Genomic DNA, 26,810 nt, shown 5'->3' on the forward strand with positions numbered 1-26,810 from the left:
GCGCGCCACGGGAATATCCGCCGCCTCTTAGCACCTGATAGCAGCGGGCGAAAGCCAAGGGATTATGCACTTTTAGCTCATCCAGCTTGCGCAGGCGGGAAGCGGCCGGCCGGCCCTCGGCCCGGCCTTCGGGCCCGTTTCGGGCGAGATTCAAAGTCGAATCCAAGTCGTTATTTCCCTTGAGAATTTTGTCAGGACAGGCAAACGACAGACCGCGAGGCGGCCCGGTCGTGGGGGCCGCTTGAATCAATTCCTAAGGCGGCCTTGCCAAGGCCTTGAGACGAAGAGTGGAAGCGAAAGCAGATGTCGGGGACTGACAAGAGCAAAGCGGGCCTTTCCCTCGACGGTCCCATCGTGATCCTGGTCGAGCCGCAGCTCGGCGAGAATATCGGCATGGCCGCGCGCGCCATGGGCAACTTCGCCCTCGACCGGATGCGCATCGTCAATCCCCGGGACGGCTGGCCCAACATCGCGGCCCAGCGCGCCGCGGCCGGTGCGGACCATATCCTGGAGAAGGCGCAGCTGTTCGACACGGTCGAGCAGGCGGTTGCCGACCTCGACCTCCTGTTCGCCACCACCGCACGCCCCCACGACCAAGCCAAGCCCGTGGTCGGGCCGGAGGCCGCAGCGGCCGAGATCGCAGGTCACGTCGCGACCGGCGGCAGGGCCGGCATCCTGTTCGGCCGCGAGCGCTGGGGTCTGACCAACGAGGAGGTCGGGCTCTCCAACCGCATCATCACCTTTCCGGTCAATCCGGGCTTCGCCTCGCTCAACCTCGCTCAGGCCGTGCTGCTGGTCGGCTATGAATGGTTCAAGCGCGCCACCTCCGGCGAGCTGCCGCACGCCATGCCTGAAAGATCCGAGCGCGCCTCGCAGCACCAGATGCAGGCCTTCTTCGACAATCTCGTGCGCGAGCTCGACAAGGTCGAGTTCCTGCGCCCGGCCGAGAAGCGCGACACCATGCTGGTGAACCTGCGCAACATCTTCACCCGGATGGAGCCGACCAAGCAGGATATGCACACGCTGCACGGCGTGATCATGGCGATCGCCGAGGGGCGCAAGGGTCCGGCCAAGGGCGGCGTGCTCGATGGCGAGCAGGCCACGCGCCTGCGCGCGCTGCTGGCCGAGCACGGGCAGGGCGGCGGCGTGCCGGACAGCGGCTCGACCGTGCGCGGCCTTGCCCGCCTGCTCCGCCGCAACCCGACCGACGCCGAACGCCTGCTCTGGCAGGCGCTGACGCGTGATCGCCGCTTCGCAGGTGGGTTCAAGCGGCAGACTCCCGTGGGGCGCCACATCCCCGACTTCGTCTCATTTCCGCACCGGATCGCGATCGAGCTGGTGAACCCGGGCGAGGGGGAGGCGATTGCGGCCGATCGCGCGGGACGGCGGACTTGGCTCGAGGCGCGCGACTATCGGGTGCTCGACATCCGGGCAGTGGATGTGGAGCGCGATCTCGAGGCGGAGCTGGTGCGGCTTGCCGGGATGTTGGGACAGTAGAATCTCAGCGGGCCGCGGCGTCATCGAAGCGAGCGGATGCGGTGACGATGGCGGCAAGCAGCGCGGCGATCAGGATGATGGCCAGTGCGGCCGTCCACCCATAGGCTTCAACGGCACTTCCGACCGCGACAGGCCCGGCCACCTGGCCGAGATTGCTGCCCTGCATCACCAGACCGGTGACAACAGGAATGAGTGCGGCGGATGGCGCGAGCAACGGGATCGATGAGATCAGGACGGCCGGCATCAGGCCACCAACCGCCGCGAACAGGATGCACAGCAGAAGCGTCGGCGTATCGCCGAATATCTGCAGGAAGATGCCAGGAGCTGAAAAGCCCATGGCCAGACAGGCCGCGAAGATCAGCACTGAACGCCGGGCACCGCGCGCGAGCAGGTAGCCGGCAGCGACATTCCCGATGATGTTGCTTGCGGTGGCGAGGGCACTGAGCATGCCGGCCGTGCCATGGGGGATGTTCATCCGTTCCATCAGCAGCACCGGGAGGAAGCTGAACAGCGCGAAGAACATCAGGCTGTAGAGGACAAAACATCCGGCCAGCAGAAGCGGGCCTTTGCTTGCCGCCACGTACACGGCATCGGACATCGTCCGTCGCCACGATGCCGGGGTGCGCTTCGGAGCGGCCGGAATACTCATCCACGCGGCCACGATGGCGATCGCTGCAGGACCGGCGCTGCCCCACCACAGTGCGCGCCAGTCGCTGAAGAACGTCCCGACGAGCATCGCGAGCGCAATGCCGGCCGGCATGAAGCAGCTCCACAGGGCAAGCGGAACGTCCTGTTGCCCGGACGGGACTGCTCTGTTCAGGATCGCCGGCCCCGCAACAATGATCAGAAGAAATCCTGCCCCTTCCAAAATGCGCGATGCGAGAAGCACCGCATAGTCGGTTGCGAGCGCGCCGATGATGGCGCCAAGGATGAGCAGCCCGAGGCCGAGAATGAGACTTCGCCGATCTCCGGCGCGGGCGACGAGGGAGCCGGCAGGGATACCGCCCAACAGGCCGAGAACAGCGATGATCCCGGTCAGCCAGCCGGCAGCGGCGAGGTCAAGGCCCAGATCCTTTTGCAGCATGGGCGTGGCGATCGCAGCCTTCCCCACCTGGATCGCGGCGACGGCGCCGGAGCCCACGACGATGCTCACCACATGCCAATGCCGATCTCGCAAGGACGAGGCAGGTGCTGCCGCCGCCATCAGGCCGCCTCCGTGAGCCGCCCAGCGGCCAGGGCGCGAGCGATCTCGGCGACATGGCGTCCCTGAAAGCGTGCCCCAGCCAGTTCGTTGGCGCTTGGACGACGATCCCCGCCGCTGCCGTCGTCGGCGAGGGTCGATGCGCCGTAGGGCGAGCATCCGGTGACCTCGTCCATGCGCATCTGTCCCTTGAATGTGTAGGGCAGCCCGACCACGATCATGCCGAGGTGCAGCAGCACGCTGTGCACGGACAGAATGGTGCTTTCCTGGCCGCCATGCTGGCTGCCCGTCGATGTGAAGACGCTGCCGACCTTGCCCACGAGCTTGTTCTCGAACCACAGGCCGCCGCACTGGTCGAGGAAGTTCTTCATCTGCGCGGCCATGTTCCCGAAACGCGTCGGGGTGCCAAGGATGATCGCGTCGTAGTCCGGCAATTCGGCCACGGCGGCGGTGTCGGCGCGTTGATCGACCTTGTATCCGGCCCTCTGCGCGACGTGGTCGGGAACAATTTCCGGCACGCGCTTGATGGCGACTTCGGCTTCGGCCTCCCGTGCACCCCGGGCCATCTCTTCAGCCATCGTCTCGATGTGACCGTAGGACGAGTAGTACAGCACCAGGACCTTCGTCATTTTGCTTCCTCGCTCTCAGGTGGGGGCTAGCAGCCAAAATAGGTCTGTGCTTGATCAGCGGTAGCGCGATAAGATCGATGAGTTCGATCGATTGGATAGATCATGCTGGATGTGCTGACGCTTGATCAGTTGCGAACATTCGTGACGGTGTCGGAAAGCGGGAGCTTTCGCTCGGCGGCCGCTCGGCTGTCCCGTGTTCAGTCCGCCATCAGCCATGCCATCGCCAATCTGGAGGCCGAGCTGGGTCTTGCGCTGTTCGATCGCACGGGTCATCGGCCCGTCCTGACGCCTGAGGGACAGTCACTGCTCGCGAACGCACGTGACATTCTTCTCAGAGTGGATGCGATGCGGGCGAGAGCCCGGGGCCTTGGCGAGGGAGTCGAGCTCGAGCTTTCCTTGACAATCGACACATTGTTTCCGATCGGCATGGTCGGTGCGGCATTGACGAAGATGCGCGCTGCCTATCCCTCGGTTTCGATCAGGCTTGCGGTCGAGCCGCTGGGTGGACCGATCGCCTCGCTGATCGACAAGCGCAGTTCGCTCGCGATCGTGGTCGGCGAGGATTTCCGCGACCCGCGGATCGCAGTCGAGGCGGTCTCGTCGGTCGAGCAGGTTGCCGTCGTTTCCGTTGAGCACCCATTGGCGAGGCGGCAATCGCGCAACAGGATCAGCCTTCAGGATCTGGCCGATCATCTGCAGATCGTTCTGTCCGATCCGACGCCGCTGACGGAAGGGCGCATGTTCGGTGTGCTTTCGCCCCAGACCTGCCGGGTCACCAATCAGGACACCAAGCATGCGATGATTCTCGCCGGTCTCGGCTGGGGCCGCCTGCCGTTCTGGCTGGTGGAGCGCGATCTGAGGGAAAGGCGCCTCGTGCGCCTTGCCACCACCGCCCTCGGACGGCGCAGCCAGGTTGCCGCAGAAGCCTATCTCGCGCACCGGCTGGACCAGCCGCTCGGACCAGCCGCGCTGGCTTTTCGCGAGGCCTTGTTGCAGATCGCCGAGGCGTAGGCGGACACGGCTCGAGGCGCGTCGCGTGCTCGACATTAGGGCAGTGGATGTGGAGCGGTGATCTGGAGGCGGAACTGGTGCGGCTTCAGGGGATGATGACCAAGTCGGCCTGAGCATCGGGCCGCACGGACCCGTCGCCTGCAAGTGCGCAACCAAGGGCTGTGCATAGACAAGATTGGTTGCTATGAAGTCTCTGGAAATTGAGTGGGGACTGCATGTTTGGAAGGATCGGCCGCGCAGGAGTTCGTGCGGCAGCAAGCTTCGGTGTTGTGGCGCTGACGGCCTTGCTCGAAATGTCAGGCGCTCGCGCGGAAATGCCGTTGGCTTCCAAGTGTAACGCGGTCGGCAATTTCAGCCTCGATGACAGGATCGCAGGCTGCACCGCCATCATTCAGGCGGCGGGGACGGGCATGCAGCAAGGTGTGGTCATGGCGCGCTTCCGCCGCGCCATGTTCTACCGCCAGAAGGGCGAGATCGACCTTGCGATAGCGGACTACAACGAGATCATTGAGCGCGATCCGGGCAATCTGAACTCCCGCATCGCGAGGGCTTCTGCGCTGATCCAAAAGCGAGAGCCCGAGGCTGCGCTGCTTGATTATGCCAAGGTGATCGAGCTCGATCCGAAGAATACCTACGCCTATATCGGACGTGCTCACGTCTATTCGGCGAGACGCGACTTCGTCCGTGCCATCGCCGATTATGATCAGGCCCTTCTGATTCATCCGGACAATGTCATAGCGCATGTCGAACGAGGCCTCTCTTACGTCCGGAATGGGGATCCCGATCGGGCCATGGCTGACTGCGATCGTGCGGTCGAGATCAGCCCGCAAAACGGTGGAGGCCAATTGTGCCGCGGTCGAGTTTACTTCGCAAAGGGTAAGAGAGAGCTCGCGTTGGCCGCACTGGATCAAACCATCCAGATCAAACCCAGAAGCGAGAATTTTTACTACTTCCGAGCCGAATCCTTTTCTCAACTGGGTGAACTCGACCGCGCGATCGCCGACTATGACCGGATCATCGAGCTAAACCCACAGAGCCGGTCTGCCTATGGTTGCCGGGGCGTCGCCTATTTTCAAAAGGGTGATTACGATCGCGCCATTGCCGATTACAATCAGGTGATCCAGCTGGCACATAAGGGTCAAGGAAACACCGGCGATCGGCAGAGTCAGCTTCAAGGTCAGGATGCAGATCCCATTTCTGCGTCCGTCGCAGGTGAATCGATTGCGCTCGCGTCCACGGATGGCCCCGTGCTCCGCGCTCGGGGTGGGGCCTACCACGCGAAAGGGGAGCTTGACCGCGCTATCGCAGACTTCGATGACGCGATACGCCTCAACCCCAAGGATAAGGATGCATTCGGGCTCCGCGCCAACGCGTACAAGGCCAAGGGGGACTTCGGCCGCTCGCTCGAGGACTACGATCAACTCGTGCAGTTCGATCCCAAGGATGCGCGCGCCTACTTTCATCGTGCGAGGCTCTATTGGCAGACCGCTTCCTTCGCCCAATCGTTGACCGATCTGAATCAGGCGATCGAGCTCGATCCGAAAGGTGCCTATCCAGTCATCTGGCGCGAAATTGTTGCAAGGCGCAGCGACCAACCGAGCCGGCTGAGCGAGGCTGCAAAGCGGCTCGACGCGACGAAATGGCCCGCGCCGGTCGTCAACCTCTTCCTGGGTACGACGACGCCGGAGCAAGTGCGCAGCGCAGCGGACGATGCCGACCCGGCGAAGAAGAAGGGGCAGGTCTGCGAGGCGAATTTCTATATTGCCGAGCGAGCCCTGCAGAGCGGCTCCAGGGAAGAGGCGTTAAAACTGTTCGAGCAGGCGGCTGCCGATTGCCCGAGGACCTTTATCGAGAAGTCGGCCGCCGACGTCGAGCTTGCCGCGCTGCGAGCGAGCCGCTGATCGAGCGGACGGGTCCGTAGGCGGGCAAATCAAAGCTTACAGTTGAGACGGAATGGTGGGCACGGCGCGTCGCGCCTTTGCCCACCCTACGAAGTCATCGTAGCCCGGATGGAGCGCAGCGCAATCCGGGACAGTGTCCCCGTTACGAAGCAAGAACCGTCACACGGCCTCCAACTGCTCCGCCGCGCGCTTCTTCTTCGCCTTGGCCTGGCCGAGCAGGGGGCCTGCCGTAAGCGCCGCGGTATCCGCGACGGCCGGGTCGCGCGAGATCATGGCGGCGACGATGGCGCCGTCGATGATGAGGCCGAGCTGGTGCGCCAGCACTGCAGGCTCGGCCGAGCCGAGCTCGCCGGCGAGCTTCTCGATGTGACCGAGCACGATCTTCTTGTGCTTCAGCGCGATGTTGCGGAATTGCTTGGCGTCCTTGTCGTGCTCGCCGACGGCGTTGATGAAGGGGCAGCCGTAGAAGCGCTCTTCGGCGAACCAGCTCTTCAGCGCGGGGAAGATGCGCGTGAGTTTCGCCTGCGCATCGCCGCCGCCTTGCTCCATGGCGCCGATGAACCATTCGCGCCATTGCTTGCCTTCGCTCTCCAGCACGGCGTTGACGAGGTTGGTCTTGGAGCCGAATAATTTGTAGAGCGTGGTCTTGGCGGTACCGGCCTCTTCGATGATCGCATCGATGCCGGTGGCGTTGATGCCGTTCTTGCAGAACAGATGCGTCGCCGCGTTGAGAAGGCGACCGCGTGCGGATTCGTCGTCGCCGGCAGCGGCGTGGGGCGGATTCTTCTTCGATGACGGCTTTGCCATGAGCGACAACTTAATCGCAGCCGCCTCGCATCAGCAAGCCGCATCTGTTCGGCGCCGAAAAGATTCGCATCCGCGCGCGCGGCTGCTCCGCCTTTGAGCAGGAGTGGGCTGACCAATCTGCAGGCAGCGACGTTTAAGCGGCTCCAAAGCCTCGCCTTTTGTTTTTCGCGAGATCTGGCACGCTCCATGCAAGGAAACAGACCGTTCGGTATCCTGCCGATTTCCACTTCTGCCAGGGAGAAGATTGATGACTGCCGTCGTTCAGAAGACAGTGCTGACGGGGTGCCTCGCGCCCATCGACAAGAACGGGCTCGAGCAACTGATTGCCAACGGCAAGGCAAACCCGAAGGTCATCAAGACCTTGAAGTGCAAGACGGTCGCGGAGGGCAAATTCCGCCACGCCAATTACATCCGCAACCTGCAGCCCTACATCGTCGACGAGCCGCCGGGTCTCTTAGGTGACGACACCGCGCCCAATCCGTCGGAAGCCTCGCTGGCCGCGCTCGGCTCGTGCCTCGCGGTCGGCCTGCATGCCAACGCCGTGCACCGCGGCTGGATCGTCAACAAGCTCGAGCTCGAGCTCGAAGGCGATCTCAACATCACCGCGGTCTGGGGCACCGGCGACACCTCCGACAAGCCGGTCGGCTTCACCGATGTCCGCGTCAAGGTCGACATGGAATGCGAGGGCATCTCGCCGGACGAGATCAACGCGCTGGTCGCCCATGTGAAGAAATGGTCGCCGGTCGCCAACACCTTCACGCGGCCGGTCAATCTCGAGGTCGGCATCTAGCAGACGGCAATCAGGACAGGGTGCGGGAGACGATCATGGGTTCACTGGCTTTATCGCGGGCCGACGTTCTGGATCAGCCCGCACCGTCCATTGCGGACGAGGTGGCGCGGATCGCGCGCCAAGAGCTCGCGCCGCTGGCCGCCGGCATCGACGACGGTTCGGTCTATCCAGCCGAGGTGCTGCGCAAGTTCGGCGCGGTCGGAGCGTGGGGCAGCCATGTGCCGCACGAAGGCCCCGCCGATCTGCGCTGCGCGATCCAGGCGATGGCGGCGATCGGCGAGGTCTGCGGTGCCACGGCCTTCATGGCGTGGTGCCAGAACACGCTGGTCTGGTACGCGGCGAACTCCACCAATGTGAAGCTCGCAAAGCGCTTCGGAGATGCCTTCTCGACCGGCCGCGTGCTTGGCGGCACCGGGCTCTCCAATCCCATGAAGAGCTTCTTCGGCATCGAGAAGCTCAAGCTAAAGGGCCGCAAGGTCGAGGGCGGCTATATCGTGCGCGGTGCGTTGCCCTGGGTCTCCAACCTCGGGCCTGATCACTACTTCGGCACCATCTTCGAGCGCGAGGACGAGCCGGGCATCGCAAGTGGCGAGCCCGGCACTGTCATGTTCCTGGCCGATTGCTCCGACCCCGCGATCACGCTGACGCCCTGCAAGCCGTTCCTCGCGATGGACGGCACCGGCACCTATGGCGTGCAGTTCCGCGACGCTTTCGTGCCCGATGAGCTGATCCTGGCCGATCCCGCCGCGCCCTTCGTCAAGAAGATCCGCGCCGGCTTCATCCTGCTGCAGGCCGGCATGGCGCTGGGGGTGATCAAGGATTGCATCAACATCATGGACGAGGTCGACAATCCCCTCGGCCATATCAACCGCTATTTGCCGCAGCAGCCGGTGCATTTCCGCGAGCTCGCCGCCGAGCTCGAGGCCGAGACCATGGCGCTGGCGCGCGATCCCTACAACGAGGAGGAGACCTACTGGCGCAAGGTGATTGCGCTGCGGCTGCGCGCCGGCGAAGCCAGTGTCGCGGCGGCGCATGCGGCGATGCTGCATTGTGGTGCCCGCGGCTACCTCAAGAGCCACCGCGCGCAGCGGCGCCTACGCGAGGCCTATTTCGTCGCGATCGTCACGCCGGCCACCAAGCAGCTGCGCAAGATGCTGGCCGAGTCCTGAGTTCTACGAGTCCACCCGAAGACCCCCAACCTCAACGGAGAGGCTGCCATGACTGACGTTCTGATCACTGCCGTCGAACTCGCCGATCTCTTGAAGACCGAGCCGTGTGTCGTCATCGACACCCGCAATCCCGACGCCTACGCCGCCGGCCATCTGCCGGGCGCCGTCAACGTGCATGAGATCTTCACGTTCCTCGCGACCTCCACGCCCGAGGGCATGGCCGAGCTCAAGACCAAGTTCGCCGATGCGTTCGGCAGCGCCGGTCTTTCCGGCAAGGAGACGGCGGTGATCTACGAACAGTCGATGAACTCCGGCTTCGGCCAGTCCTGCCGCGGCTATTACCTGCTCACCATGCTCGGCTATCCCAAGGTGAAGGTGCTGCATGGCGGCTTCGACGCCTGGTCGGCCGCGGGCTTCCCGGTGACCAACGATGTTCCCACACCTGGGAAGGCCTCTTTCTCGATCGTGCCCGAAGCGGGCGAGATCCTGATCGACGCCAAGACCATGCTCGCCGCCGTCGGCAAGCCGGGCATCGCGATCCTCGACGTGCGCGACGTCGACGAGTGGATCGGCGACAGCTCGTCCCCGTACGGCAAGGATTTCTGCCCGCGCAAGGGCCGCATCCCGGGCGCGGTGTGGCTGGAATGGTATCGCATGATGAAGCCGACCGTCGAAGGCCCGCGCTTCAAATCCAAGGACGAGATTCTGGCGGAATGCGCCACGGTCGGCATCTCGCAGACTACGCCGGTCTATCTCTACTGCTTCAAGGGGGCGCGCGCCTCGAACACGTTCCTGGCGCTGAAGAACGCCGGCGTGAAGGACGTGCGGATGTATTTCGGCTCCTGGAACGAATGGTCGCGCGATCCCTCGCTGCCGATCGAGCAGGGCCTGCCGATCGCATCGGACGTCACCACCAAGGCAGCCTGAGCGCGCGCCTCGTCCTTCGAGACGACCGCTTCGCGGTCTCCTCAGGATGAGGCTAAGCGGCACCGGTGTCTGTTGATACTGTTGCCGCGCCCTCCGACCTCATCCTGAGGAGCCCGCCTAAAGCGGGCGTCTCGAAGGATGGGCCCCTTGCGGACGAGGCGCGATTCCCAGCGCCTTGATCCGTGAGGCCAGCGTGGTCGGCTTGATGTCGAGGATCTCGGCGGCGCCGCCGGGGCCGAAGACTTTTCCGGCGCAGGCCTCAAGCGCGGCGAGAATGTTGGCGCGCTCGTGGTCGCGCATTTCCGACGACGTCATGATTGCGGGGCGCGCGTCGGGCCTCTGGCGGGTGGCGCCGCTGGGCGCTTGTTCACCTGAAGGATCGGGCAGATCGATGCGCAGGCGGCCGTTCTGCGACAGGATCGCGGCGCGCTCGATCACGTTCTGGAGTTCGCGGACATTGCCGGGCCAGTTGTAGCGGGTCAGCCGCCGCGCATCGCCCTCCGACAGACGGAGGTTCGATTTCAGCGCCTTGCTCTCGCGCGTCAGGAAATGCTGGGCCAGCAGGGGAATGTCCTCGCGGCGTTCGCGCAAGGGGACGGTCTCGATCGGAAACACGTTGAGACGGAAGTAGAGATCCTCGCGAAAGCGGCCGCGCTGGACCTCCTGCTTGAGATCGCGATTGGTCGCGGCGATGACGCGAACGTCGACGGCGCGGGTGCGCGCCTCGCCGACACGCTCGAAATGGCCTTCCTGCAGCACGCGCAGCAGCTTGCCTTGCAGCTCGAGCGGGATCTCGCCGACCTCGTCCAGGAACAGCGTGCCGCCGTCGGCGAGCTCGAAGCGGCCGATGCGGTCGCGCGTTGCGCCGGTGAAGGCGCCGCGGACATGGCCGAAGAACTCGCTCTCGAACAATTCGCGCGGGATCGCGGCGCAGTTGACGCGGATCAGCGGCCGGTCGCTGCGGGTGGAATCCTCGTGGATGGCGCGCGCGATCAGCTCCTTGCCGGTGCCGGATTCGCCGGTGATCATCACCGCCGCGGTGGTCGGTGCCACCAGCTTGACCTGGCGCAGCGTCTTCTGGATCGCCTCGCTGCCGCCGATGATGCCGCGCGGATTGGTCTCGATGCGGATTTCCTCCTGGAGATAGGCGTTCTCCAGCTCGAGCCGCTCGCGCAGGCGGTCGACCTCGGCCAGCGCCGCGTGCAGCTTCTCGGCGGCCTCGCGGCGCTGGCTGACGTCGCGAAACACCACGACGGCGCCGACCACGACGCCGCGATCGCGGATCGGCGTCGACGTGTACTCGACCCAGGCGGGCGAGCCGTCCTTGCGCCAAAACACCTCGCCGTCGACCTGGTGCACGGCGCCGTCGCGGAACGCCGCATAGATCGGGCAATCGTGGTTGTGATAGTGCCGGCCGTCGTGGTGGGTGTGGTGGACGATCGGGTGGATCTCCTTGCCGACCAGCTCCTCGGCGGTCCAGCCCAGCATGCGCTCGGCCGCGGGGTTGACGAAGGTGGTCTTGCCTTCGGCGTTGACGCCGTAGATGCCTTCGCCGGCGGCGCGCAGGATCAGCTGGTTCTCGCGCTCGATGTCCTGGAACACGCGCTCGACGCGCTGCCAGGTCGAGATGCCGCCGCGCATATGGTCCTCGGCGGCGGCATCGACATTGCGCCGGCGGCGGGCTTCGAGGTCGGTCAGCGTCAGCAGCAGCAGCGAGCGGCCGTCATGCGGCAGCAGGCAGCCGGCATATTCGAGCTTGAGATCTTGCCCGGTCGCGTGGCGTGGATTGAGCGCCGTGGTCCAGTAGGCGCCCTTGTGCAGCACGGCCTGGGTGAAGACGGTGAGGGCGGCAAGCTCGCCGGCGTGGAGCGTGCTGGCCCTGGTCTGCCGCAGCAAAGCGCGGTCGTAACCGAGCAGGGCGCCGGCGGCGGGATTGGCATCGACGATCTGGTCGCCAAAGGGATCGACCAGCAGCATCGCCTCGACCGAGGATTCGAAGGCCGCGATGCGCGGGTCGATGACGGGGGCCACCTCGTCGTGGGCGGGCATTGGCGTCGTTGCCATTGCGAAATCTCGTAATTGAACTACGAAATCTCGTTTATCACGAGTTTTCGTAGCGGCCAAGCGCGGGTGAAAATGCTGCGTCATCAAGGCAATGCCTGCCTATTCGTCGGTGGCATGCTCCTTGCGTAATTCCTTCTCGCATTGACGCGCAGGAGGGCCGATGTCCACGTTCGACAATCCGTTTGATCCCGATCGCAAGCTTCGAGCCGGCTGTGTTTGCGGCCAGCATCGTTCCGCAGCTGAGCATGAGCAGGCGACGGCGCTGCATTGCGAGCCGGTCGCAAGCGAAGAGCAGCGCTACGAGGGCGTGGTCGCCTCCGCATTGATGCGCGCGATGTTTCCGCAGGACGTGGCGCGGCGTGCTTTTCTGAAGTCGGTCGGAGCATCGACCGCGCTCGCGGCGCTGTCGCAATTCTTCCCGATTCGGACGGCGACCGAGGTGTTCGCGCAAGCCGGCGCGCCCGAGAAGAAGGACCTCAAGGTCGGCTTCATCCCGATCACCTGCGCCACGCCGATCATCATGGCCGCGCCAATGGGCTTCTATGCCAAGCACGGCCTCAACGTCGAAGTGGTGAAGACCGCCGGCTGGGCCGTGATCCGCGACAAGACCATCAACAAGGAATACGACGCCGCGCACATGCTGGCACCGATGCCGATCGCGATCTCGCTCGGCCTTGGCGCCAACGCCATTCCGTTCACCGTCCCGGCCATCGAGAACATCAACGGCCAGGGCATCGTGCTGGCGAGCAAGCACAAGGACAAGCGCGATCCGAAGGACTGGAAGGGGCTGAAATTCGCCATCCCCTTCGACTATTCCATGCACAATTATCTCTTGCGCTATTACCTCGCCGAGCACGGTCTCGATCCCGATACCGACGTGCAGCTGCGCTCGGTGCCGCCGCCGGAGATGGTCGCGAATCTGCGTGCCGACAACATCGACGGCTTCCTCGCGCCCGACAACATCTGCCAGCGCGCAATCTATGACGGCGTCGGCTTCATGCATCTCCTCTCCAAGGAGATCTGGGACGGCCATCCCTGCTGCAGCTTTGCCGCCAGCCGCGAGTTCATCACCACCGCGCCGAACAGCTTCGCGGCGCTGACGCGGGCGATCGTCGATGCCACCGCCTATGCTTCCAAGGCCGAGAACCGCAAGCAGATCGCTGAAGCCATCGCGCCTGCGAACTACATCAACGCGCCGGTCACCGTGCTGGAGCAGGTCCTGACCGGCACCTATGCCGACGGGCTCGGCGGGGTGAAGACCGATCCCAAGCGCGTCGATTTCGATCCGTTCCCCTGGCAGTCCTTCGCGGTGTGGATGCTGACGCAGATGAAGCGCTGGGGCCAGATCAAGGGCGACGTCGACTACAAGGCGGTGGCCGAGCAGGTGTATCTGGCAACCGATACCAAGAAGCTGATGACCGAGATGGGCCTCACGCCGCCGGCGAGTGCCTACAAGTCGTTCGCGGTGATGGGCAAGAATTTCGATCCGGCCAAGCCCGAGGACTATCTGGCGAGCTTCAAGATCAGGAAGGCGTCGTGATGGCCAGCGCTCTATCTTCACCTCGCCCAGCTTGCGGGGAGAGGTCGGGGGCACAGGTCCCTCGACAATCTCACGTGTCGAGGGAGGCCCCTCACCCCGACCCTCTCAGCGCGAGCGAAGCTCGTCGCGCCCCCGTAAGAACGGGGAGAGGGAGATGACCGCCTCCCTCCGCCTCCGCGCCGGCCTCGTCTCCATCGTGCTGCTCGCCGCCTTCCTCGGCATCTGGCATCTCGCCACACGCTCGACCGGCACGACGGCGACGATGAGCCCGGAATACGCCAAGCTGATGGGCCTCACGGCGACGCAGGGCAAATCGGCGATGCCCGGGCCGCTCGATGTCGGCGCAAAGCTCTGGGAGCATCTGAAGCGGCCGTTCTACGACAACGGGCCGAACGACAAGGGGCTCGGCATCCAGTTCGGCTATTCCATTGCGCGCGTCGGCACCGGCTATCTGCTGGCCGTGCTGGTGGCGATCCCGCTCGGCTTTCTGATCGGCATGTCGCCGCTGCTGAGCAAGGCGCTCGATCCGTTCATCCAGGTCTTGAAGCCGATCTCGCCTTTGGCCTGGATGCCGCTCGCGCTCTACACAATTAAGGATTCCTCGGTCTCCGCGATCTTCGTCATCTTCATCTGCTCGATTTGGCCGATGCTGCTCAACACGGTGTTCGGCGTCGCGAGCGTGCGCAAGGAATGGATCAACGTCGCGCGCACGCTCGAGGTCGGCACCGTCAGGCGGGCCTTCACCGTGATCCTGCCGGCAGCGGCCCCGACCATTCTGACGGGCATGCGCATCTCGATCGGCATCGCTTGGCTCGTGATCGTCGCCGCCGAGATGCTCGTCGGCGGCACCGGCATCGGCTACTTCGTCTGGAACGAGTGGAATAATTTGTCGATCACCAACGTCATCATCGCGATCCTCCTGATCGGGATCGTCGGAATGCTGCTCGACCAGATCCTGGCGCGCTTCACGCGCATGGTCACGTTTCCGGAGTAGAGGCGATGACCGACAAGTTCATCTCGATCGAAGGCATCGCCAAGCGCTATCCAGGTGCGGGCGGCGCGACGACCACCATCTTCGAGAACCTCTGGCTCTCGATGGCGCGCGGCGAGTTCGCTTGCGTGATCGGCCATTCCGGCTGCGGCAAGACCACGGTGCTCAACATCCTCGCCGGGCTCGATGCGCCGAGCGAGGGCGCGGTCATCGTCGACGGTCAGGCGATCTCGGGCACCAGCCTCGACCGCGCCGTGATCTTCCAGAGCCATGCGCTGCTGCCCTGGCGCACGGTGCTCGGCAACGTCGCCTATGCCGTCAGCTCGAAATGGCGCAGCTGGGACCGCGCCAAGGTCAAGGCGCATGCGCAGAAGTTCATCGATCTGGTCGGCCTCTCCGGCGCCGAGCACAAGCGTCCCTCGGAGCTGTCGGGCGGCATGAAGCAGCGCGTTGGCATCGCACGGGCGCTGTCGATCACGCCGAAGATGATGCTGATGGACGAGCCGTTCTCGGCGCTGGACGCGCTGACGCGCGGCACGCTGCAGGACGAGGTGCGGCGGATTTGCCTGGAGTCCGGGCAGACCGCGTTCATGATCACCCATGACGTCGACGAGGCGATCTATCTCGCCGACAAGATCTTCCTGATGACCAACGGTCCCGGCGCGGTGCTGGCGGAGGTGGTCGAGAACCCGCTGCCGCGGGACCGCGGCCGCACCGACCTGCACCGCCATCCGCTGTACTACGCGCTGCGCAACCACATCATCGATTTCCTGGTGACGCGCAGCAAGAACTTCACCACTGAAAAGCCGGATCACGATCCGCGCAACGTGCCGACGGTGCAGATCGGCAAGCCCGGGCTCTCGATCGCATCAAACGGCGAAGAGCCACGACAAACTTGGATGCCCGGGACAAATCCCGGATTGAGCGCCTAACAAGGAGATCCTGACATGAAACGCGAAGACCTCACCGAGAAGCTGCTCGACATCAAGCGCGAGAAGGGCTGGAGCTGGAAACACATCTGCGAAAAGATCGGCGGCTATTCCGAGGTGCTGATCGTCGGTGCGATCATGGGCCAGATGAAGCTGACCAAGCCGCAGGCTGCCAATGCCGGCGAGCTGTTCGGCCTGTCGAAGGCGGAAGTTGCGATGCTCAACGAGGTGCCGATGCGCGGCACCGGCACGCCGATGCCGCCGACCGACCCGCTGATCTACCGCTTCTACGAGATGGTGATGGTGAACGGTCCGGCCTGGAAGGCGCTGATCGAGGAGGAGTTCGGCGACGGCATCATGTCGGCGATCGACTTCGACATGGGCATCGAGCGCGTCGCCAACCCCAAGGGCGACCGCGTCAAGATCACCATGAGCGGCAAGTTCCTGCCGTATAAATATTACGGCTCCAGCGGCAACGTGCCGGAGTACGGCTTCAAGGAGGAGTGACCGCGGCGAAGGCGGCGCGCAGCTCGCCGACCGGCGCCATCTCGCGGATGTAGGTGAAGGACCCCTTGTCCTTCATCTCGCGCGCGCAGTTCAGGAACGCTGCGAGCGCGTAGCGCGACATGGCTCCGCCGACGCTGATGCGCTTGACGCCAGCGGCGGACAATTGCTCGACGGTTAGCGTCGGGTCGGCAAAGCCCATCACGTGGTTGAAGGGCTTGCCCAGCGAGGACACCACCGTCCTGATCGTGGCGAGATCGTACAGGCCCGGCGCATAGAGGACGTCGGCGCCAGCGGCCTCGAAGGCCTGCAGGCGGCGGATCGTATCGTCGATGTCCTTGCGGCCGTGCAGGAAGTTCTCGGCCCGCGCTGTCAGCGTGAACGGAATGGGCAGCGCGCGTGCCACCTCCACCGCGGCCTGGACGCGCTCGACGGCGTGGGAGAAGTCGTAGATCGGGCGATCGCGATCGCCGCTGAAATCCTCGATCGAGCCGCCCACCGCGCCAGCGTCTGCGGCACGCCGAATAGCTTCGGCGGCGCGTCTCGGCTCATGTGCGCCGCAATTCTCGAGGTCGACGCTGACGGGCAGGTCGGTCGCTTCCACGATCGTGCGTGCGTTGGCGAGGATGACGTCGAGGCTGACGCCGCTGCTGCCGAGCATGTTGGCGACCCCGAGGCTCGTAGTGGCCAGGGCTTCGAAGCCCATCGCCGCGAGCAGCTTCGCGGTGCCGGCATCCCATGGATTGGGAATGATGAAGGCACCGGGCCGCTCGTGCAACGCGCGAAACGCTCTCGCCTTGTCCAACTGGCTCGTCATGGCTCGTCTCCATTGTCTGTCCCAACGAGCTTTAGGCGCACTTTCGTCATCCGCCAAATTTGTTATTCTGTCAGATATCATCAGCTTTTTGCATGAGGTCGCGATGGACAGTGACGCCCTCAACACCTTCCTGGCGGTTCATCGCAGAGGCGGGATTTCGCATGCCGCGAAATTCCTGCACCGCTCGCAGCCGGCGATTTCGCGCCGTATCGCTCTATTGGAGCAGGAGCTCGGCGTTCCCCTGTTCGAGCGGGTGGCAGGCCGCACCCGGCTGAGCGATGCCGGGCGCGTGCTGATCCCCTATGCCGAGCGCGCAGTGGCCGCGGCGCAGGATGCCGAACAGGCGATCCGCGCACTGACCAAGCAGAATGCAGGGCCGGTTTCGCTGGCCGTGACCGGGACGCTCGCTGACAGCCGCCTCTCGACCATCATGAAGCGGTTTACCAAGGAGCATCCCGCCGTCGTGCTGAGCTTGCGGACGGCGACCAGCGCGGAGGTCAGCGATCTCATCCGGCGCGGCGAGGCCACGATTGGCCTGCGCTACAACGCCGACCGCTCCGGCGACCTCGCCTGCGAGCAGATCCTGCGCGAATCGTTGCAAGTGGTCTGTGCGCCCGACCATCCTCGCGCCGGACAGCGTGTGAAACGCCTCGCCGAACTTGGTGGCGAGCGCTGGATCGCATTCCCCGAGATTCGCGGGCGCCGCGAGATTGCCGCGGCTCACGTGTTCGCGCTGTTTCTGACGCGGGGACTTGGCGAGGTGGAATGGACGGCCGTGGACAGCCTCACTGCGCAGAAGCGGCTGGTGGAATCGGGCTTCGGTCTTGCACTGCTGGCAAAAAGCCATGTGGCGGAGGAGCTGCGTGCGGGCTCGATCGCGACGATCGCCGTGGGCGACCTTGGTGCGCACCAGGATATCATCCTCGTCACGCGTCGTGACGGGTTTTTGAGCGCTGCCGCAGAGCGCCTGCTCGAAACCATCCGCCGCAACTATGCCGGGCCGAATGTCTCGACCACGCGGGAAGGCAGAAGAAGAACGCCGGCGCGCAAGGCTATTGCGCGCCGGCGGGTCGGTTGACTCGATTATTTCCCCGCCTTCACCTCGGCGGCGGCAACCGCGAGCAACTCGCTCATCTTGGCGCGAATCGCCTGCTCGGTGACGACAACGTTCTTGGCGGCGAAATCGGCCGTCAGCTTGCGCACGACGTCGGCATCGCCGGCCTCCTCGAAATCGGCCGCGACCACCTCCTTGGCATACGCGGTGGCGGCATCACCCGTGATTCCGAGCTTCTCGGCTGCCCACAGGCCGAGCAGCCGGTTGCGGCGGGCCTCCGCCTTGAACTTCTGCTCCTCGTCGAGGGCGTACTTCTTCTCAAAGCCTTCCTGGCGTTTGTCGAACTCGCTCATGCCTGTTCCAAATCCTCGCTGAATGGAGCGGGAGCCTTCCGTTGCGGCGACCCGGCTGCATGCCTACATAGATAGCACGAATCGGCAAAACAACGGGCCGTTAAGCCGCAGGCAAGACGGTATAAGTTGGTGCCGGACGGCCGGATCGATTGTGCTCGGACAGCCAATCGGATAGGTTGCCTAAGGCTTGGTTCCCGTTCTGTTTCCAACGGGTTATAGATGGGTTCCTGGCCGTTCACGGCAGCTCCGCTGTGGGTCGTAATCCTAGTCAACCGGAGCACACCAAATTCATGGATTTCAACAAAACACGGTACATCCCCATGAGCCGTCGGCGTCGCATTTATGAAGGCAAGGCAAAGGTTCTTTACGAAGGCCCCGAGCCCGGTACCCTGATCCAGCACTTCAAGGACGACGCCACCGCGTTCAATGCGAAAAAGCATCAGGTGATCGAGGGCAAGGGCGTCCTCAACAACCGGATCTCGGAGTACCTGTTTCAGCACCTCAACGACATCGGGGTGCCGACCCATTTCATCCGCCGCCTCAACATGCGCGAGCAGTTGATTCGCGAGGTCGAGATCGTGCCGCTGGAGGTGGTGGTGCGAAACGTCGCCGCCGGCTCGCTGTCGCAGCGCCTCGGCATCGAGGAGGGCACACAGCTGCCGCGCTCGATCATCGAGTTCTATTACAAGAACGACCAGCTCAACGACCCCATGGTGTCGGAAGAGCACATCACCGCCTTCGGCTGGGCGACGCCGCAGGAGATCGACGACATCATGGCGCTCGCCATCCGCGTCAACGACTTCCTCACCGGCCTCTTCCTCGGCATCGGCATCCGCCTCGTCGACTTCAAGATGGAGTGCGGGCGCCTGTTCGAGAACGAGATGATGCGCATCATCGTCGCCGACGAGATCTCGCCGGACAGCTGCCGGCTGTGGGACATCAAGTCGAACGAGAAGCTCGACAAGGATCGTTTCCGCAGGGATCTCGGTGGTCTGCTCGAAGCCTACACCGAAGTTGCAAAGCGTCTCGGCATCCTCATGGAGAACGAGCGTCCCCAGGGCACCGGCCCGGTGCTGGTGAAGAGCTGAAGAGGACTTTTGACGTGAAGGCACGTGTCACCGTTACCCTGAAGACGGGCATCCTCGATCCGCAGGGCAAGGCCATCGAAGGCGCGTTGAAGTCGCTCGGCGTCGACGGCGTCGCCAGCGTCCGCCAGGGCAAGGTGTTCGACATCGAGCTCGCCGGCGCCGACAAGGCCAAGGCGGAGGCGGCGCTGAAGGAGGCCGCCGACAAGCTCTTGGCGAACACCGTGATCGAGAATTATGCGATCGAGATGAAAGCCTGAGCGGAGTGGCGGATATCGGCAAAGAGCTGATTTTCGAGCTGCTGAAGCAGGTCGAGCAAACCCTCGGTGATGTCGAATACAAGATCGACGAAATCAGGTCTGAGCTGAGCGCCTGTCGAGAAGAGCAGCTTCTCATGCTGCACGACCTTCAGGTGGCGCAGAGCGCGTGGTCTGGCAGACGAGGCATGTAACCAGTCTGAGCGTCTGGACTCACAGCCATCCCGCCCGCCGAAAGCGCCAGTACAGCGACCCGCATGCCGCCAGCATCACGCCGAGCAGCATGAAATAGCCGTACTCCCATTCCAGCTCCGGCATGTGCTTGAAGTTCATGCCGTAGATGCCGGCGAGCGCGGTCGGGACCGCGATGATGGCGAGCCAGGATGCGAGCTTCTTGGACACCGCCGTCTCCTGGGCCTGGCCGACCAAAAGGCTCGCCTCGAAGGCGAAGGCCAGCACCTCGCGCATGGAATCGATGCGCTCCTGGATGTTGCGGACGTGGTCGGTGACGTCGCGGAACAGCGGCTGCATGGCCTGCCGCACCATCGACAGGTCGTCATGCTCCAGCCGGCGGCAGACCTCCACCAGCGGGCCGATCGCGGTCCTGAGCCGCAACAGGTCGCGGCGCAGCATGTAGAGCCGCTCGATCTGCGCCTTGCTGATCTGCTTGGAGAGCACGTCATCCTCGATGCTCTCGATCTCGTCGTGGATGCTCTCCAGCACGGGCGAGTAATTGTCGACGATGAAATCGAGGATGGCATAGAGGATGTAGTCCTCGCCGCGCGCGAGCGCCCGCGGACAGCTCTCGCAGCGCTCGCGCACCGGCGTGTAGGAGGTCGAGGCGCCGTGGCGCACCGAGACCAGATAGCCTTCGCCGACGAAGATGTGGGTCTCGCCGAAGGCGATGCGTCCCTCGATCAATTGCGCGGTGCGCGCGACGATGAACAGGGCCTCGCCATATTGCTCGATCTTCGGCCGCTGATGGGCGTGGTTGGCGTCCTCGATGGCGAGGTCGTGCAGGTCGAACTGCTTCTGCACCGCGCCGAGCAGCGCCATGTCGGGCTCGTGCAGCCCGATCCACACGACATGGCCGGGCTTGGCTCGCCAACTCGAGGCCTCGCTGATGGCGATATTGGCGACTCTGCGGCCGTCGACATAAGCGCCGGCGGCGACGACGCCCTCGGCGGATACCGGTTCGGAGAGGGATGCGGGCAGCGACGGGACGTTCATGGCTTCAATCCCGGGCAAATCGAGCGGCCAAAGGCGCGTGGCTATGGCCTGTGTACAAGGGCGCTCCGCAACGCTAGCACTGGTAAAATCCCCGTCAAATGGTTATGTCTGTTCACGAATTGGCCCGTTGGCCAGCCTCGATTCCCAGCCGCGTCGGAACCTCTGCCATGAAAGCCGCCATCCTCGTCTTTCCCGGAATCAACCGCGAGCGCGACATGGCGCGCGCGTTGAGGCTGATCTCCGGCAGCGAGCCCGCGATGGTCTGGCACGCCGAGACCTCGCTGCCTGCGGGCACCGATCTCGTCGTCGTGCCCGGCGGCTTCTCCTACGGCGATTACCTGCGCTGCGGCGCGATTGCGGCGCGTGCGCCGGTGATGGATGCGGTGCGCGACTATGCGGCCAAGGGCGGCCTCGTGCTCGGTGTCTGCAACGGTTTTCAGATCCTCTGCGAGTCCGGCCTCTTGCCGGGCGTGTTGATGCGCAATGCGCGGCTGAAATTCATCTGCCGCGACGTGCATCTGCGCGTCGAGCGCTCCGACACGCCATTCACCCGCGGCTACAATGCCGGCCAGGTGATCCGCGTGCCGGTCGCCCATGGCGAGGGCAATTACGAGGCGGACGAAGAGACCATCAAGCGGCTCGAAGGCGAGGGGCGGGTGCTCTATCGCTATTGCTCCGCTGCCGGCGAAGTCGACGATTTCAACAACATCAACGGCGCCGCGCATTCGATCGCCGGCATCGTCAACGACCGGGGCAACGTGCTCGGCATGATGCCGCATCCGGAAAACCACGTCGAAGACATCATGGGCTGCACCGATGGTCGCGGCTTGTTCGCCGGTCTCGCCCAGCATCTGGAAAAAGCCGCGTGATCTCGTTCGTGGTGAAGCGTGCGCTCGCCGCGATCGCGGCGCTAGCGTTCGCGACATTTTCGATCGCCACTTGCGCATCCGCGCAGGATTATCCCAAGCGTCCCATCACCATGATCGTGCCGTTCGCGGCCGGCGGCACCTCAGACGTGATCGCGCGCGCGGTGGCCGAGCAGATGGGCATCGCGCTCGGCCAGACCATCGTGATCGAGAATGTTGCGGGGGCCGGCGGCTCGACCGCGCTGGCGCGGGCCTCGCGCGCCGAGCCGGATGGTTATACGATTGCGATCGGCAATGCCGGCACCAATGCCGCGACCTACACGATCTATCCAAAACTGCCGTTCACGCCTGATTCCTTCGTGCCGATCGCGATGGTGGCGAAGACGTTCGGCATCATCGCGCTGCGCAAGGACTTTCCGGCGAAGGACCTGAAAGAGTTCATCGCCTATGCCAAGGCCAATCCGGGCAAGATCAATCTCGGCCATGCCGGCGTCGGCTCCTCGAACTATCTGATCTGCAAAAGCTTCGTCACAGCAGCCGGGATCGACGCGACGCTGATCGGCTATCGCGGCGCCGCGCCCGCGCTGACCGACGCGGTCGGCGGCCAGATCGACGGCGTCTGCGATGCGGCCGCCTCGGTTTCCCAATCGATCAACGACAAGCTGGTGAAGGGCCTCGTGGTCGGCTCGACCGTGCGGCTCTCAACGCTGCCGGATCTGCCGACCTCGGCGGAAGCGGGCCTGCCCGAGTTCGAGGCACAAGGCTGGAACGGCCTGTTCGCGCCCAAGGGCACGCCGCCGGCCGTGATCGCCAAGCTGAATGCCGCGGCGCGCACGGCCGTCGAGACCGAAGCGGTGAAGAAGCGCTTCGCCGACCTGTCGACCGTCGCGCCCGATGCCGACGAGCACGCGCCCGACGTGCTGCAAAAGCTCGTGACGCGCGACGTCGAAAAGTACCGCAAGATGCTGGCGGACGACGCCAACAAGTAGCCCGGCCAAGTTGTCTGCTGGCGGCCGGCGTATGGCCGCCCGGAAGCTTACTGGAGCACGGGAATGCGGGCGATGACCTTGATCTCGAAGTCGAAGCCGGCAAGCCAGTTCACGCCGACGGCCGTCCAGTTCGGATAGGGAGGATCGCCGATCTCCTCGGCGCGAACGGCCATCACCGTCTCGATCTGGCTCGCCGGATCGGTGTGGAACGTGGTGACATCGACGACATCGTCCAGCGTGCATCCACCAGCGGCGAGCACGGCACGCAAATTGGCGAACGCGCGCCGGACCTGGTCCTCGAATACCGGTTCGGGCGAGCCGTCCTCGCGGCTGCCGACCTGCCCCGACACGAACAGCAGGTCACCGGAGCGGATCGCTGCGGAGTAGCGATGCACTTTGTAGAGCGCGTGGCGGTTGGCGGGGAAGATTGCCTCTCGCTGGGGCATGGCAGGGCCTTTCGGTTAATGGGCGTGAGCGGATCGTGGGTGTTCCATGGCTGGCGCGTCACGGCAATTTCAGATACGTTTCGTATGTGAGATATCGCTCACATACGAGGCGTATGTCAAGAGGGGACAGGGCATGGCAAAAGGGAAGCGCGCTGCGGCGATGGCGGAAAACCGGGCCAGGCTCATCCGCGCCGCACGCGCGGCATTTGCCACGCAGGGCTACGCAGACGCGTCGATGGACGAGCTCACTGCGGCCGTCGGTCTGACGCGGGGCGCGCTGTATCACAACTTCGAAGACAAGAAGGGGCTGCTCTGGGCCGTCGTCGAGCAGATCGACGGTGAAATGGCGGAGCGGCTCCGCATCGTCCGGGAGCAAGCGCCCAGCCCGTGGCTGGGTCTGCTCGCGGAGGGAAGCGCCTATATCGAGATGGCGCTCGAACCCGAGATTCAGCGCATCATGCTTCTGGATGGACCTGCGGTGCTCGGCGATCCCTCCAAATGGCCCGGCGAGAACGCCTGTCTCGATATCACCATGCGAACGATCCGTGCGCTGATCGAGCAGGGAATCGTGAAGCCGGTCGACGTCGAAGCGGCGGGGCGGTTGCTGAACGGGGCTGCGCTCAGCGCCGCCTTGTGGGTCGCGGCCGCCGACGATCCCAAGAATGTGCTGAGCAAGGCCGTCGACGCGTTTCGAACGCTGGCGAGTGGATTGCTACGCGAGGCGCGTGAACCTGCATAGGTTTTGCGGCGACTGACCCCTCGTCACCATTAAGGCGCGCGTCCGGGTTCGCTGATTTTTGCCGGTTGAAGCAACTCAAAGTTGTTTCATTGGTTCGATTGCATTATCAGGAGACCGGCTGTCGTTGTGCTTTCCGGATGTCACATGCCCGTTGCTTTGGTCGTTCTGCTGCTCGATATCACGCTGATCTATCACGCCTCGCGAACTGGACGGTTGCGCCCCTGGGCCTTCATCATCCTGCTGGTGCCGATGATGGGCGCGATCGCCTATATCGCGGTCGAGCTCATTCCCGAATGGTTTTCCAGCCCCGGTGCCCGGCAGGCGCGCCAGCGTGTCGCCAATCGCCTCGATCCCGAGAAGCGCTATCGCGAGCTGTCCGACCAACTCGCCGGCACCGACACCATCGCCAACCGTGCGGCGCTGGCGGAAGAGTGCGCGAATATCGGCCGGTTCGGCGAAGCTGAAGCGCATTATGATCACATCCTGAAGCTGCCGATGGGCCACGATCCCTCCTACGCGCTGCGCAGGGCGCAGGCGCAATTTGCCGCCAGCCGCCCGGCCGATGCGCTGGCGACGCTGGACGATCTGCAGAAGCAATGGCCCGATTTCGATTCCGCCGACGCGCATCTGCTCTACGCCCGCGCGCTCGCCGAGGTCGGACGTGTCGACGAGGCGCTGGAGGAATATCACGCGCTCGCCGACTACTTCCCCGGCGCCGAGGCGCGGGTGCGCTACGGCATGCTGCTGCAAACGGTGGGGCGCACCGCAGAGGCACGCATGGTCTTCAACGAACTGCTGATCCAGATGCGCCGCGCGCCGAAATATCTGCGCAAGGCGCAGGCCGAGTGGCTGTCGATCGCGGAGAAGCAGTTGTCGGCGTGAGGAAACAGGCCCGCGTGAGTTGTTCTGATGCCTTGGGCGATTCCTTTTGATTGTTCGGCCCACATTTGAGAGAACGTTCCTGCCCGTTGACGTCGCCGAGCGGCGTCGTCATTCGCAGCAACGCCAGGAAGCATGCAACATGGTGAGTGATACAAACGTCCGGGCTGGTCAGTGCCATTGTGGAGCGGTGCGTTTCGAGGCGACGCTGAGCGACGGTTTCAATTCGATCCGCCGCTGCACCTGCTCTTACTGCCGGATGCGCGGTGCGGTCGTCGTCATGGCGGAGATGGGCGGCATAAAGTTCCTGAAGGGCGAGGATGCGCTGACGAGCTACCGCTTCCATACCGGATCAGCGCAGCATTTCTTCTGTTCCCGCTGCGGAATCTACACGCATCATCAGCGTCGATCGGACCAGAATCTGTATGCTGTCAACGTGGCTTGCCTCGACGGGGTAAGTCCGTTCGATTTTCCTGAGGTGCCCGTCATGGACGGTGTCAATCACACCAACGACACAGGAAAACCGACGCGCCGTGCAGGTACCCTCCGCTTTATTTCGGCGGATTGACCATCGCCGTCGGCTACCGCCACTTCAACCGCTCCGCCGGCACCGTCATCGCCGCAACACCGGCCATCACCAGCAATAACCCCAGTGCGAGGTTCGACGGCACGCTCTCGCCGAGCAGCAGCACCGAGAGGCCGACGCCGATCGGAATGCGCAGATAGCCTTGGGCGTTGGTCGTCAGCGTGCCGAGCCGGCCGAGGCAGACGTAGAACAGCAACAGGCCCAATGCGCTGGAAACGATGCCCATGACGATGGTGGCGACGATCGCGGTCGGAGTCGGTTGCAGCGTCCAGGGCTGGTCGATGATCAGCGCGGGCGGCAGCAGCACGAGACCGCCGAACAGCAGAGAGCCGGTTGCCACCACCATCGGATCGTACTCGGAGAGACGGAGGCCGAAGATGGTCGCGCAGGCAAAGGAAATGGTGGCAAGCAGGATCGCGATCTCCGCTACGATCTCGCTGCCAAGGCCATGCAAAGCATCGAGCCCGACGATCGCGACGGTGCCGGCCAGTCCCAGGATCGCGCCCGCGAGCTTGAGCAGCGTCGCCGGCTCGTGCCGCGTGATCAGCGAGGTGATCAGGAAGGCGAAGATCGGCGTCGTCGAAGCCAGCACCACCGTGTTCGACGCCGGCACGTATTGCTGCGACCAGGTGATGACCAGAAACGGAAAGGTCGAGTTGATCAGCTGCTGGGTCGCAAACAGCTTCCACGCCTTCACGTCGGTCGGCAGCTTGACGCCGCGCATCCGCAGGATCGCGAACAGAAAGAGGAACGCGATCAGCGAGCGCGCCGAGATGAAGGTGATCGGCGGAATGGTGGGAAGCGCGAGCTTGGTCAGCGGATAGGTCGAGCTCCAGCAGCAGGCGAGCGCGAGCAGCAACGCATAGTCGCGCCAGTTTCGCACGCCGGTAGCGGCTGTGGACGGCAACGGCGTCGATGCGGCCGCCGTCGCGCGACCCGCCTCGGATGTGCTCTGCGGCACCTTGTTCTTGCTCCGCGGCGCCAAAGCGCTTGGTGGGAAGTCTGGGCGAGGGCGCGCGAAAAGGGAAGGCGTCGAGCTATGCGTTTGGCTGAGGGAGTGCCTTCCGCTTCATCCGCTTGATCGTTCCGGAAAAGGTCAGCAGCAGCCGCTCGCCCGACACCATCTTGCCGCGCAGGAAGATCAGCGAGCCGCCGGCGCGGGTGACCTCGCCGGTGCATTCGATCAGCTCGCCCTCGCGTGCCGCATCGAGGAATTCGCAGGCGAAATTGGTCGTCACCGCCCGGCTGTCCAGGACATGGGTGGCGATCGCAAACAGCGAATAGTCGGCAAAGGCCATGTAGCAGCCGCCATGGACGTTGCCGGAGCCGTTGAGGTGCTTCTTCTCGACCCGGAAGGCGCTGCGGACGCTGCCGTCGGCCTCGATCCGGTGCCAGAACGGGCCGACATGGGACTCAAAACTGTCGCGAATCCAGGTCCGCCAACCCACAAATTCGCCCTCGGTGGCGACGTGGAGGTCGGGGCGGCGGGGCGGGGGCGCTTTGGTCAATTCGTGCAAGGAAATAGGCCTTCAATTGCGGGTCTTTAGAC

At 64.3% G+C, this 26,810-nt stretch carries 29 protein-coding genes; 19 read left to right on the forward strand and 10 right to left on the reverse strand.

The features are described 5' to 3' along the window. Positions 1-303: 303 nt before the first annotated feature. Positions 304-1,497 (forward strand): TrmJ/YjtD family RNA methyltransferase, encoded by a 1,194-nt coding sequence (locus tag I6F31_RS13125; RefSeq protein ID WP_036027863.1) that lies wholly within the window; start codon positions 304-306, stop codon positions 1,495-1,497. Between the two features lie 4 nt (positions 1,498-1,501). Here I6F31_RS13125 and I6F31_RS13130 read toward each other — a convergent pair whose 3' ends face one another. Both I6F31_RS13130 and wrbA read right to left on the reverse strand, forming a co-directional pair. Next, complete coding sequence (locus tag I6F31_RS13130; RefSeq protein ID WP_225147577.1) at positions 1,502-2,701, reverse strand: MFS transporter; 1,200 nt, start codon at positions 2,699-2,701, stop codon at positions 1,502-1,504. Next, positions 2,701-3,327, reverse strand: coding sequence for an NAD(P)H:quinone oxidoreductase (gene wrbA / locus I6F31_RS13135; protein ID WP_225147576.1), 627 nt, complete (start codon positions 3,325-3,327; stop codon positions 2,701-2,703). Before wrbA ends, I6F31_RS13130 begins: the two co-directional genes overlap by 1 nt. Before the next feature lie 102 nt (positions 3,328-3,429). On the opposite strand from wrbA, the gene I6F31_RS13140 reads away from it, so the two are divergent. Beyond that, positions 3,430-4,338, forward strand: coding sequence for a LysR family transcriptional regulator (locus tag I6F31_RS13140; RefSeq protein WP_225139755.1), 909 nt, complete (start codon positions 3,430-3,432; stop codon positions 4,336-4,338). Positions 4,339-4,553: 215 nt separating this feature from the next. Further along, entirely contained in the window at positions 4,554-6,239 is a 1,686-nt protein-coding gene (locus tag I6F31_RS13145; RefSeq protein WP_225185505.1) for a tetratricopeptide repeat protein, read from the forward strand. 159 nt (positions 6,240-6,398) lie between these two features. On the opposite strand, the gene I6F31_RS13150 is transcribed toward I6F31_RS13145, so the two are convergent. Then, entirely contained in the window at positions 6,399-7,046 is a 648-nt protein-coding gene (locus I6F31_RS13150; protein ID WP_225114230.1) for a TetR/AcrR family transcriptional regulator, read from the reverse strand. A 247-nt stretch (positions 7,047-7,293) separates the two neighbouring features. On the opposite strand from I6F31_RS13150, the gene I6F31_RS13155 reads away from it, so the two are divergent. From I6F31_RS13155 to I6F31_RS13165, 3 genes are read left to right on the forward strand one after another with little or no spacing between them, the layout of a single operon-like run. Beyond that, on the forward strand, positions 7,294-7,836 hold the full coding sequence (locus tag I6F31_RS13155) for an OsmC family protein (RefSeq protein ID WP_036012963.1): 543 nt from the start codon (positions 7,294-7,296) through the stop codon (positions 7,834-7,836). 35 nt (positions 7,837-7,871) lie between these two features. After that, the gene (locus I6F31_RS13160; RefSeq protein WP_225124737.1) at positions 7,872-9,005 is read left to right on the forward strand and encodes an acyl-CoA dehydrogenase family protein; all 1,134 of its coding nucleotides are present in this window, start codon (positions 7,872-7,874) and stop codon (positions 9,003-9,005) included. A gap of 48 nt (positions 9,006-9,053) precedes the next feature. After that, positions 9,054-9,932 (forward strand): sulfurtransferase, encoded by an 879-nt coding sequence (locus I6F31_RS13165; RefSeq protein ID WP_225185506.1) that lies wholly within the window; start codon positions 9,054-9,056, stop codon positions 9,930-9,932. A 117-nt stretch (positions 9,933-10,049) separates the two neighbouring features. Here the strand turns inward: I6F31_RS13165 and I6F31_RS13170 are convergent, their stop codons facing one another. Then, entirely contained in the window at positions 10,050-11,996 is a 1,947-nt protein-coding gene (locus I6F31_RS13170; protein ID WP_225185507.1) for a sigma 54-interacting transcriptional regulator, read from the reverse strand. A 160-nt stretch (positions 11,997-12,156) separates the two neighbouring features. On the opposite strand from I6F31_RS13170, the gene I6F31_RS13175 reads away from it, so the two are divergent. The 4 genes from I6F31_RS13175 (at position 12,157) to cynS (ending at position 15,963) form a co-directional block, all read left to right on the forward strand. Then, complete coding sequence (locus I6F31_RS13175) at positions 12,157-13,536, forward strand: CmpA/NrtA family ABC transporter substrate-binding protein (RefSeq protein WP_225185508.1); 1,380 nt, start codon at positions 12,157-12,159, stop codon at positions 13,534-13,536. Positions 13,537-13,690: 154 nt separating this feature from the next. Beyond that, entirely contained in the window at positions 13,691-14,530 is an 840-nt protein-coding gene (gene ntrB / locus I6F31_RS13180) for a nitrate ABC transporter permease (protein WP_225185509.1), read from the forward strand. Between the two features lie 5 nt (positions 14,531-14,535). Further along, entirely contained in the window at positions 14,536-15,459 is a 924-nt protein-coding gene (locus I6F31_RS13185) for an ABC transporter ATP-binding protein (protein WP_225185510.1), read from the forward strand. A 15-nt stretch (positions 15,460-15,474) separates the two neighbouring features. Beyond that, on the forward strand, positions 15,475-15,963 hold the full coding sequence (gene cynS / locus I6F31_RS13190) for a cyanase (RefSeq protein ID WP_225185511.1): 489 nt from the start codon (positions 15,475-15,477) through the stop codon (positions 15,961-15,963). On the opposite strand, the gene I6F31_RS13195 is transcribed toward cynS, so the two are convergent. Next, the gene (locus I6F31_RS13195; RefSeq protein WP_225185512.1) at positions 15,950-16,777 is read right to left on the reverse strand and encodes an isocitrate lyase/phosphoenolpyruvate mutase family protein; all 828 of its coding nucleotides are present in this window, start codon (positions 16,775-16,777) and stop codon (positions 15,950-15,952) included. The genes cynS and I6F31_RS13195 overlap by 14 nt on opposite strands. Between I6F31_RS13195 and I6F31_RS13200 the strand changes: the two genes are divergently transcribed. After that, positions 16,758-17,855 (forward strand): LysR family transcriptional regulator, encoded by a 1,098-nt coding sequence (locus tag I6F31_RS13200; protein WP_225185513.1) that lies wholly within the window; start codon positions 16,758-16,760, stop codon positions 17,853-17,855. The genes I6F31_RS13195 and I6F31_RS13200 overlap by 20 nt on opposite strands. A gap of 5 nt (positions 17,856-17,860) precedes the next feature. On the opposite strand, the gene I6F31_RS13205 is transcribed toward I6F31_RS13200, so the two are convergent. Next, positions 17,861-18,184, reverse strand: a complete 324-nt coding sequence (locus I6F31_RS13205; protein ID WP_225185514.1) for a DUF1476 domain-containing protein — start codon at positions 18,182-18,184, stop codon at positions 17,861-17,863. A gap of 320 nt (positions 18,185-18,504) precedes the next feature. Between I6F31_RS13205 and purC the strand changes: the two genes are divergently transcribed. The 3 genes from purC to I6F31_RS13220 are packed head-to-tail and all read left to right on the forward strand — an operon-like array spanning position 18,505 to position 19,720. Then, on the forward strand, positions 18,505-19,272 hold the full coding sequence (purC, locus tag I6F31_RS13210) for a phosphoribosylaminoimidazolesuccinocarboxamide synthase (RefSeq protein ID WP_172782948.1): 768 nt from the start codon (positions 18,505-18,507) through the stop codon (positions 19,270-19,272). A 14-nt stretch (positions 19,273-19,286) separates the two neighbouring features. Beyond that, positions 19,287-19,529 carry a phosphoribosylformylglycinamidine synthase subunit PurS gene (gene purS / locus I6F31_RS13215; RefSeq protein ID WP_036012950.1) on the forward strand — a complete coding sequence of 81 codons (243 nt, stop codon included), beginning with the start codon at positions 19,287-19,289 and terminating at the stop codon, positions 19,527-19,529. 5 nt (positions 19,530-19,534) lie between these two features. Further along, the gene (locus tag I6F31_RS13220) at positions 19,535-19,720 is read left to right on the forward strand and encodes a hypothetical protein (RefSeq protein ID WP_225185515.1); all 186 of its coding nucleotides are present in this window, start codon (positions 19,535-19,537) and stop codon (positions 19,718-19,720) included. Between the two features lie 19 nt (positions 19,721-19,739). On the opposite strand, the gene I6F31_RS13225 is transcribed toward I6F31_RS13220, so the two are convergent. Next, complete coding sequence (locus I6F31_RS13225) at positions 19,740-20,756, reverse strand: magnesium and cobalt transport protein CorA (protein ID WP_225139763.1); 1,017 nt, start codon at positions 20,754-20,756, stop codon at positions 19,740-19,742. A 167-nt stretch (positions 20,757-20,923) separates the two neighbouring features. Here I6F31_RS13225 and purQ point away from each other — a divergent pair, with 167 nt between their 5' ends. Together purQ and I6F31_RS13235 are read left to right on the forward strand one after the other, a co-directional pair. After that, positions 20,924-21,625: a phosphoribosylformylglycinamidine synthase subunit PurQ gene (purQ, locus tag I6F31_RS13230; RefSeq protein WP_225147567.1), complete on the forward strand. Its 702-nt coding sequence runs from the start codon at positions 20,924-20,926 to the stop codon at positions 21,623-21,625. Continuing rightward, positions 21,622-22,611, forward strand: a complete 990-nt coding sequence (locus tag I6F31_RS13235) for a tripartite tricarboxylate transporter substrate binding protein BugD (RefSeq protein ID WP_225185516.1) — start codon at positions 21,622-21,624, stop codon at positions 22,609-22,611. The genes purQ and I6F31_RS13235 overlap by 4 nt, the downstream gene beginning before the upstream one ends. Before the next feature lie 47 nt (positions 22,612-22,658). Here the strand turns inward: I6F31_RS13235 and I6F31_RS13240 are convergent, their stop codons facing one another. Further along, entirely contained in the window at positions 22,659-23,057 is a 399-nt protein-coding gene (locus I6F31_RS13240; RefSeq protein WP_036012940.1) for a RidA family protein, read from the reverse strand. A 133-nt stretch (positions 23,058-23,190) separates the two neighbouring features. On the opposite strand from I6F31_RS13240, the gene I6F31_RS13245 reads away from it, so the two are divergent. From I6F31_RS13245 to I6F31_RS13255, 3 genes are all read left to right on the forward strand, one after another. Further along, a complete protein-coding gene (locus I6F31_RS13245; protein WP_225185517.1) occupies positions 23,191-23,796 on the forward strand; it encodes a TetR/AcrR family transcriptional regulator in 606 nt (201 codons plus the stop codon). Positions 23,797-23,940: 144 nt separating this feature from the next. Continuing rightward, positions 23,941-24,678: a tetratricopeptide repeat protein gene (locus I6F31_RS13250; RefSeq protein ID WP_225142578.1), complete on the forward strand. Its 738-nt coding sequence runs from the start codon at positions 23,941-23,943 to the stop codon at positions 24,676-24,678. A 139-nt stretch (positions 24,679-24,817) separates the two neighbouring features. Then, positions 24,818-25,243, forward strand: coding sequence for a GFA family protein (locus I6F31_RS13255; RefSeq protein WP_036043496.1), 426 nt, complete (start codon positions 24,818-24,820; stop codon positions 25,241-25,243). A gap of 13 nt (positions 25,244-25,256) precedes the next feature. On the opposite strand, the gene I6F31_RS13260 is transcribed toward I6F31_RS13255, so the two are convergent. Together I6F31_RS13260 and I6F31_RS13265 are read right to left on the reverse strand one after the other, a co-directional pair. Further along, positions 25,257-26,222 (reverse strand): DMT family transporter, encoded by a 966-nt coding sequence (locus I6F31_RS13260; protein WP_225185518.1) that lies wholly within the window; start codon positions 26,220-26,222, stop codon positions 25,257-25,259. A 76-nt stretch (positions 26,223-26,298) separates the two neighbouring features. Next, positions 26,299-26,778 carry a PaaI family thioesterase gene (locus tag I6F31_RS13265; RefSeq protein ID WP_225185519.1) on the reverse strand — a complete coding sequence of 160 codons (480 nt, stop codon included), beginning with the start codon at positions 26,776-26,778 and terminating at the stop codon, positions 26,299-26,301. Positions 26,779-26,810 lie beyond the last annotated feature (32 nt).

Source organism: Bradyrhizobium sp. NBAIM01 (assembly GCF_020194115.1).
Taxonomy (GTDB): domain Bacteria; phylum Pseudomonadota; class Alphaproteobacteria; order Rhizobiales; family Xanthobacteraceae; genus Bradyrhizobium; species Bradyrhizobium yuanmingense.

What these genes read in the sequence shown, in the direction of transcription:
- I6F31_RS13125 (WP_036027863.1), top strand. Translation starts at nt 304, where the DNA reads ATGTCGGGGACTGACAAGAGCAAAGCGGGCCTTTCCCTCGACGGTCCC.
- I6F31_RS13130 (WP_225147577.1), bottom strand. Translation starts at nt 2,701, where the DNA reads ATGGCGGCGGCAGCACCTGCCTCGTCCTTGCGAGATCGGCATTGGCAT.
- wrbA (WP_225147576.1), bottom strand. Translation starts at nt 3,327, where the DNA reads ATGACGAAGGTCCTGGTGCTGTACTACTCGTCCTACGGTCACATCGAG.
- I6F31_RS13140 (WP_225139755.1), top strand. Translation starts at nt 3,430, where the DNA reads ATGCTGGATGTGCTGACGCTTGATCAGTTGCGAACATTCGTGACGGTG.
- I6F31_RS13145 (WP_225185505.1), top strand. Translation starts at nt 4,554, where the DNA reads ATGTTTGGAAGGATCGGCCGCGCAGGAGTTCGTGCGGCAGCAAGCTTC.
- I6F31_RS13150 (WP_225114230.1), bottom strand. Translation starts at nt 7,046, where the DNA reads ATGGCAAAGCCGTCATCGAAGAAGAATCCGCCCCACGCCGCTGCCGGC.
- I6F31_RS13155 (WP_036012963.1), top strand. Translation starts at nt 7,294, where the DNA reads ATGACTGCCGTCGTTCAGAAGACAGTGCTGACGGGGTGCCTCGCGCCC.
- I6F31_RS13160 (WP_225124737.1), top strand. Translation starts at nt 7,872, where the DNA reads ATGGGTTCACTGGCTTTATCGCGGGCCGACGTTCTGGATCAGCCCGCA.
- I6F31_RS13165 (WP_225185506.1), top strand. Translation starts at nt 9,054, where the DNA reads ATGACTGACGTTCTGATCACTGCCGTCGAACTCGCCGATCTCTTGAAG.
- I6F31_RS13170 (WP_225185507.1), bottom strand. Translation starts at nt 11,996, where the DNA reads ATGGCAACGACGCCAATGCCCGCCCACGACGAGGTGGCCCCCGTCATC.
- I6F31_RS13175 (WP_225185508.1), top strand. Translation starts at nt 12,157, where the DNA reads ATGTCCACGTTCGACAATCCGTTTGATCCCGATCGCAAGCTTCGAGCC.
- ntrB (WP_225185509.1), top strand. Translation starts at nt 13,691, where the DNA reads ATGACCGCCTCCCTCCGCCTCCGCGCCGGCCTCGTCTCCATCGTGCTG.
- I6F31_RS13185 (WP_225185510.1), top strand. Translation starts at nt 14,536, where the DNA reads ATGACCGACAAGTTCATCTCGATCGAAGGCATCGCCAAGCGCTATCCA.
- cynS (WP_225185511.1), top strand. Translation starts at nt 15,475, where the DNA reads ATGAAACGCGAAGACCTCACCGAGAAGCTGCTCGACATCAAGCGCGAG.
- I6F31_RS13195 (WP_225185512.1), bottom strand. Translation starts at nt 16,777, where the DNA reads ATGACGAGCCAGTTGGACAAGGCGAGAGCGTTTCGCGCGTTGCACGAG.
- I6F31_RS13205 (WP_225185514.1), bottom strand. Translation starts at nt 18,184, where the DNA reads ATGAGCGAGTTCGACAAACGCCAGGAAGGCTTTGAGAAGAAGTACGCC.
- purC (WP_172782948.1), top strand. Translation starts at nt 18,505, where the DNA reads ATGAGCCGTCGGCGTCGCATTTATGAAGGCAAGGCAAAGGTTCTTTAC.
- I6F31_RS13225 (WP_225139763.1), bottom strand. Translation starts at nt 20,756, where the DNA reads ATGAACGTCCCGTCGCTGCCCGCATCCCTCTCCGAACCGGTATCCGCC.
- purQ (WP_225147567.1), top strand. Translation starts at nt 20,924, where the DNA reads ATGAAAGCCGCCATCCTCGTCTTTCCCGGAATCAACCGCGAGCGCGAC.
- I6F31_RS13240 (WP_036012940.1), bottom strand. Translation starts at nt 23,057, where the DNA reads ATGCCCCAGCGAGAGGCAATCTTCCCCGCCAACCGCCACGCGCTCTAC.
- I6F31_RS13245 (WP_225185517.1), top strand. Translation starts at nt 23,191, where the DNA reads ATGGCAAAAGGGAAGCGCGCTGCGGCGATGGCGGAAAACCGGGCCAGG.
- I6F31_RS13250 (WP_225142578.1), top strand. Translation starts at nt 23,941, where the DNA reads ATGCCCGTTGCTTTGGTCGTTCTGCTGCTCGATATCACGCTGATCTAT.
- I6F31_RS13255 (WP_036043496.1), top strand. Translation starts at nt 24,818, where the DNA reads ATGGTGAGTGATACAAACGTCCGGGCTGGTCAGTGCCATTGTGGAGCG.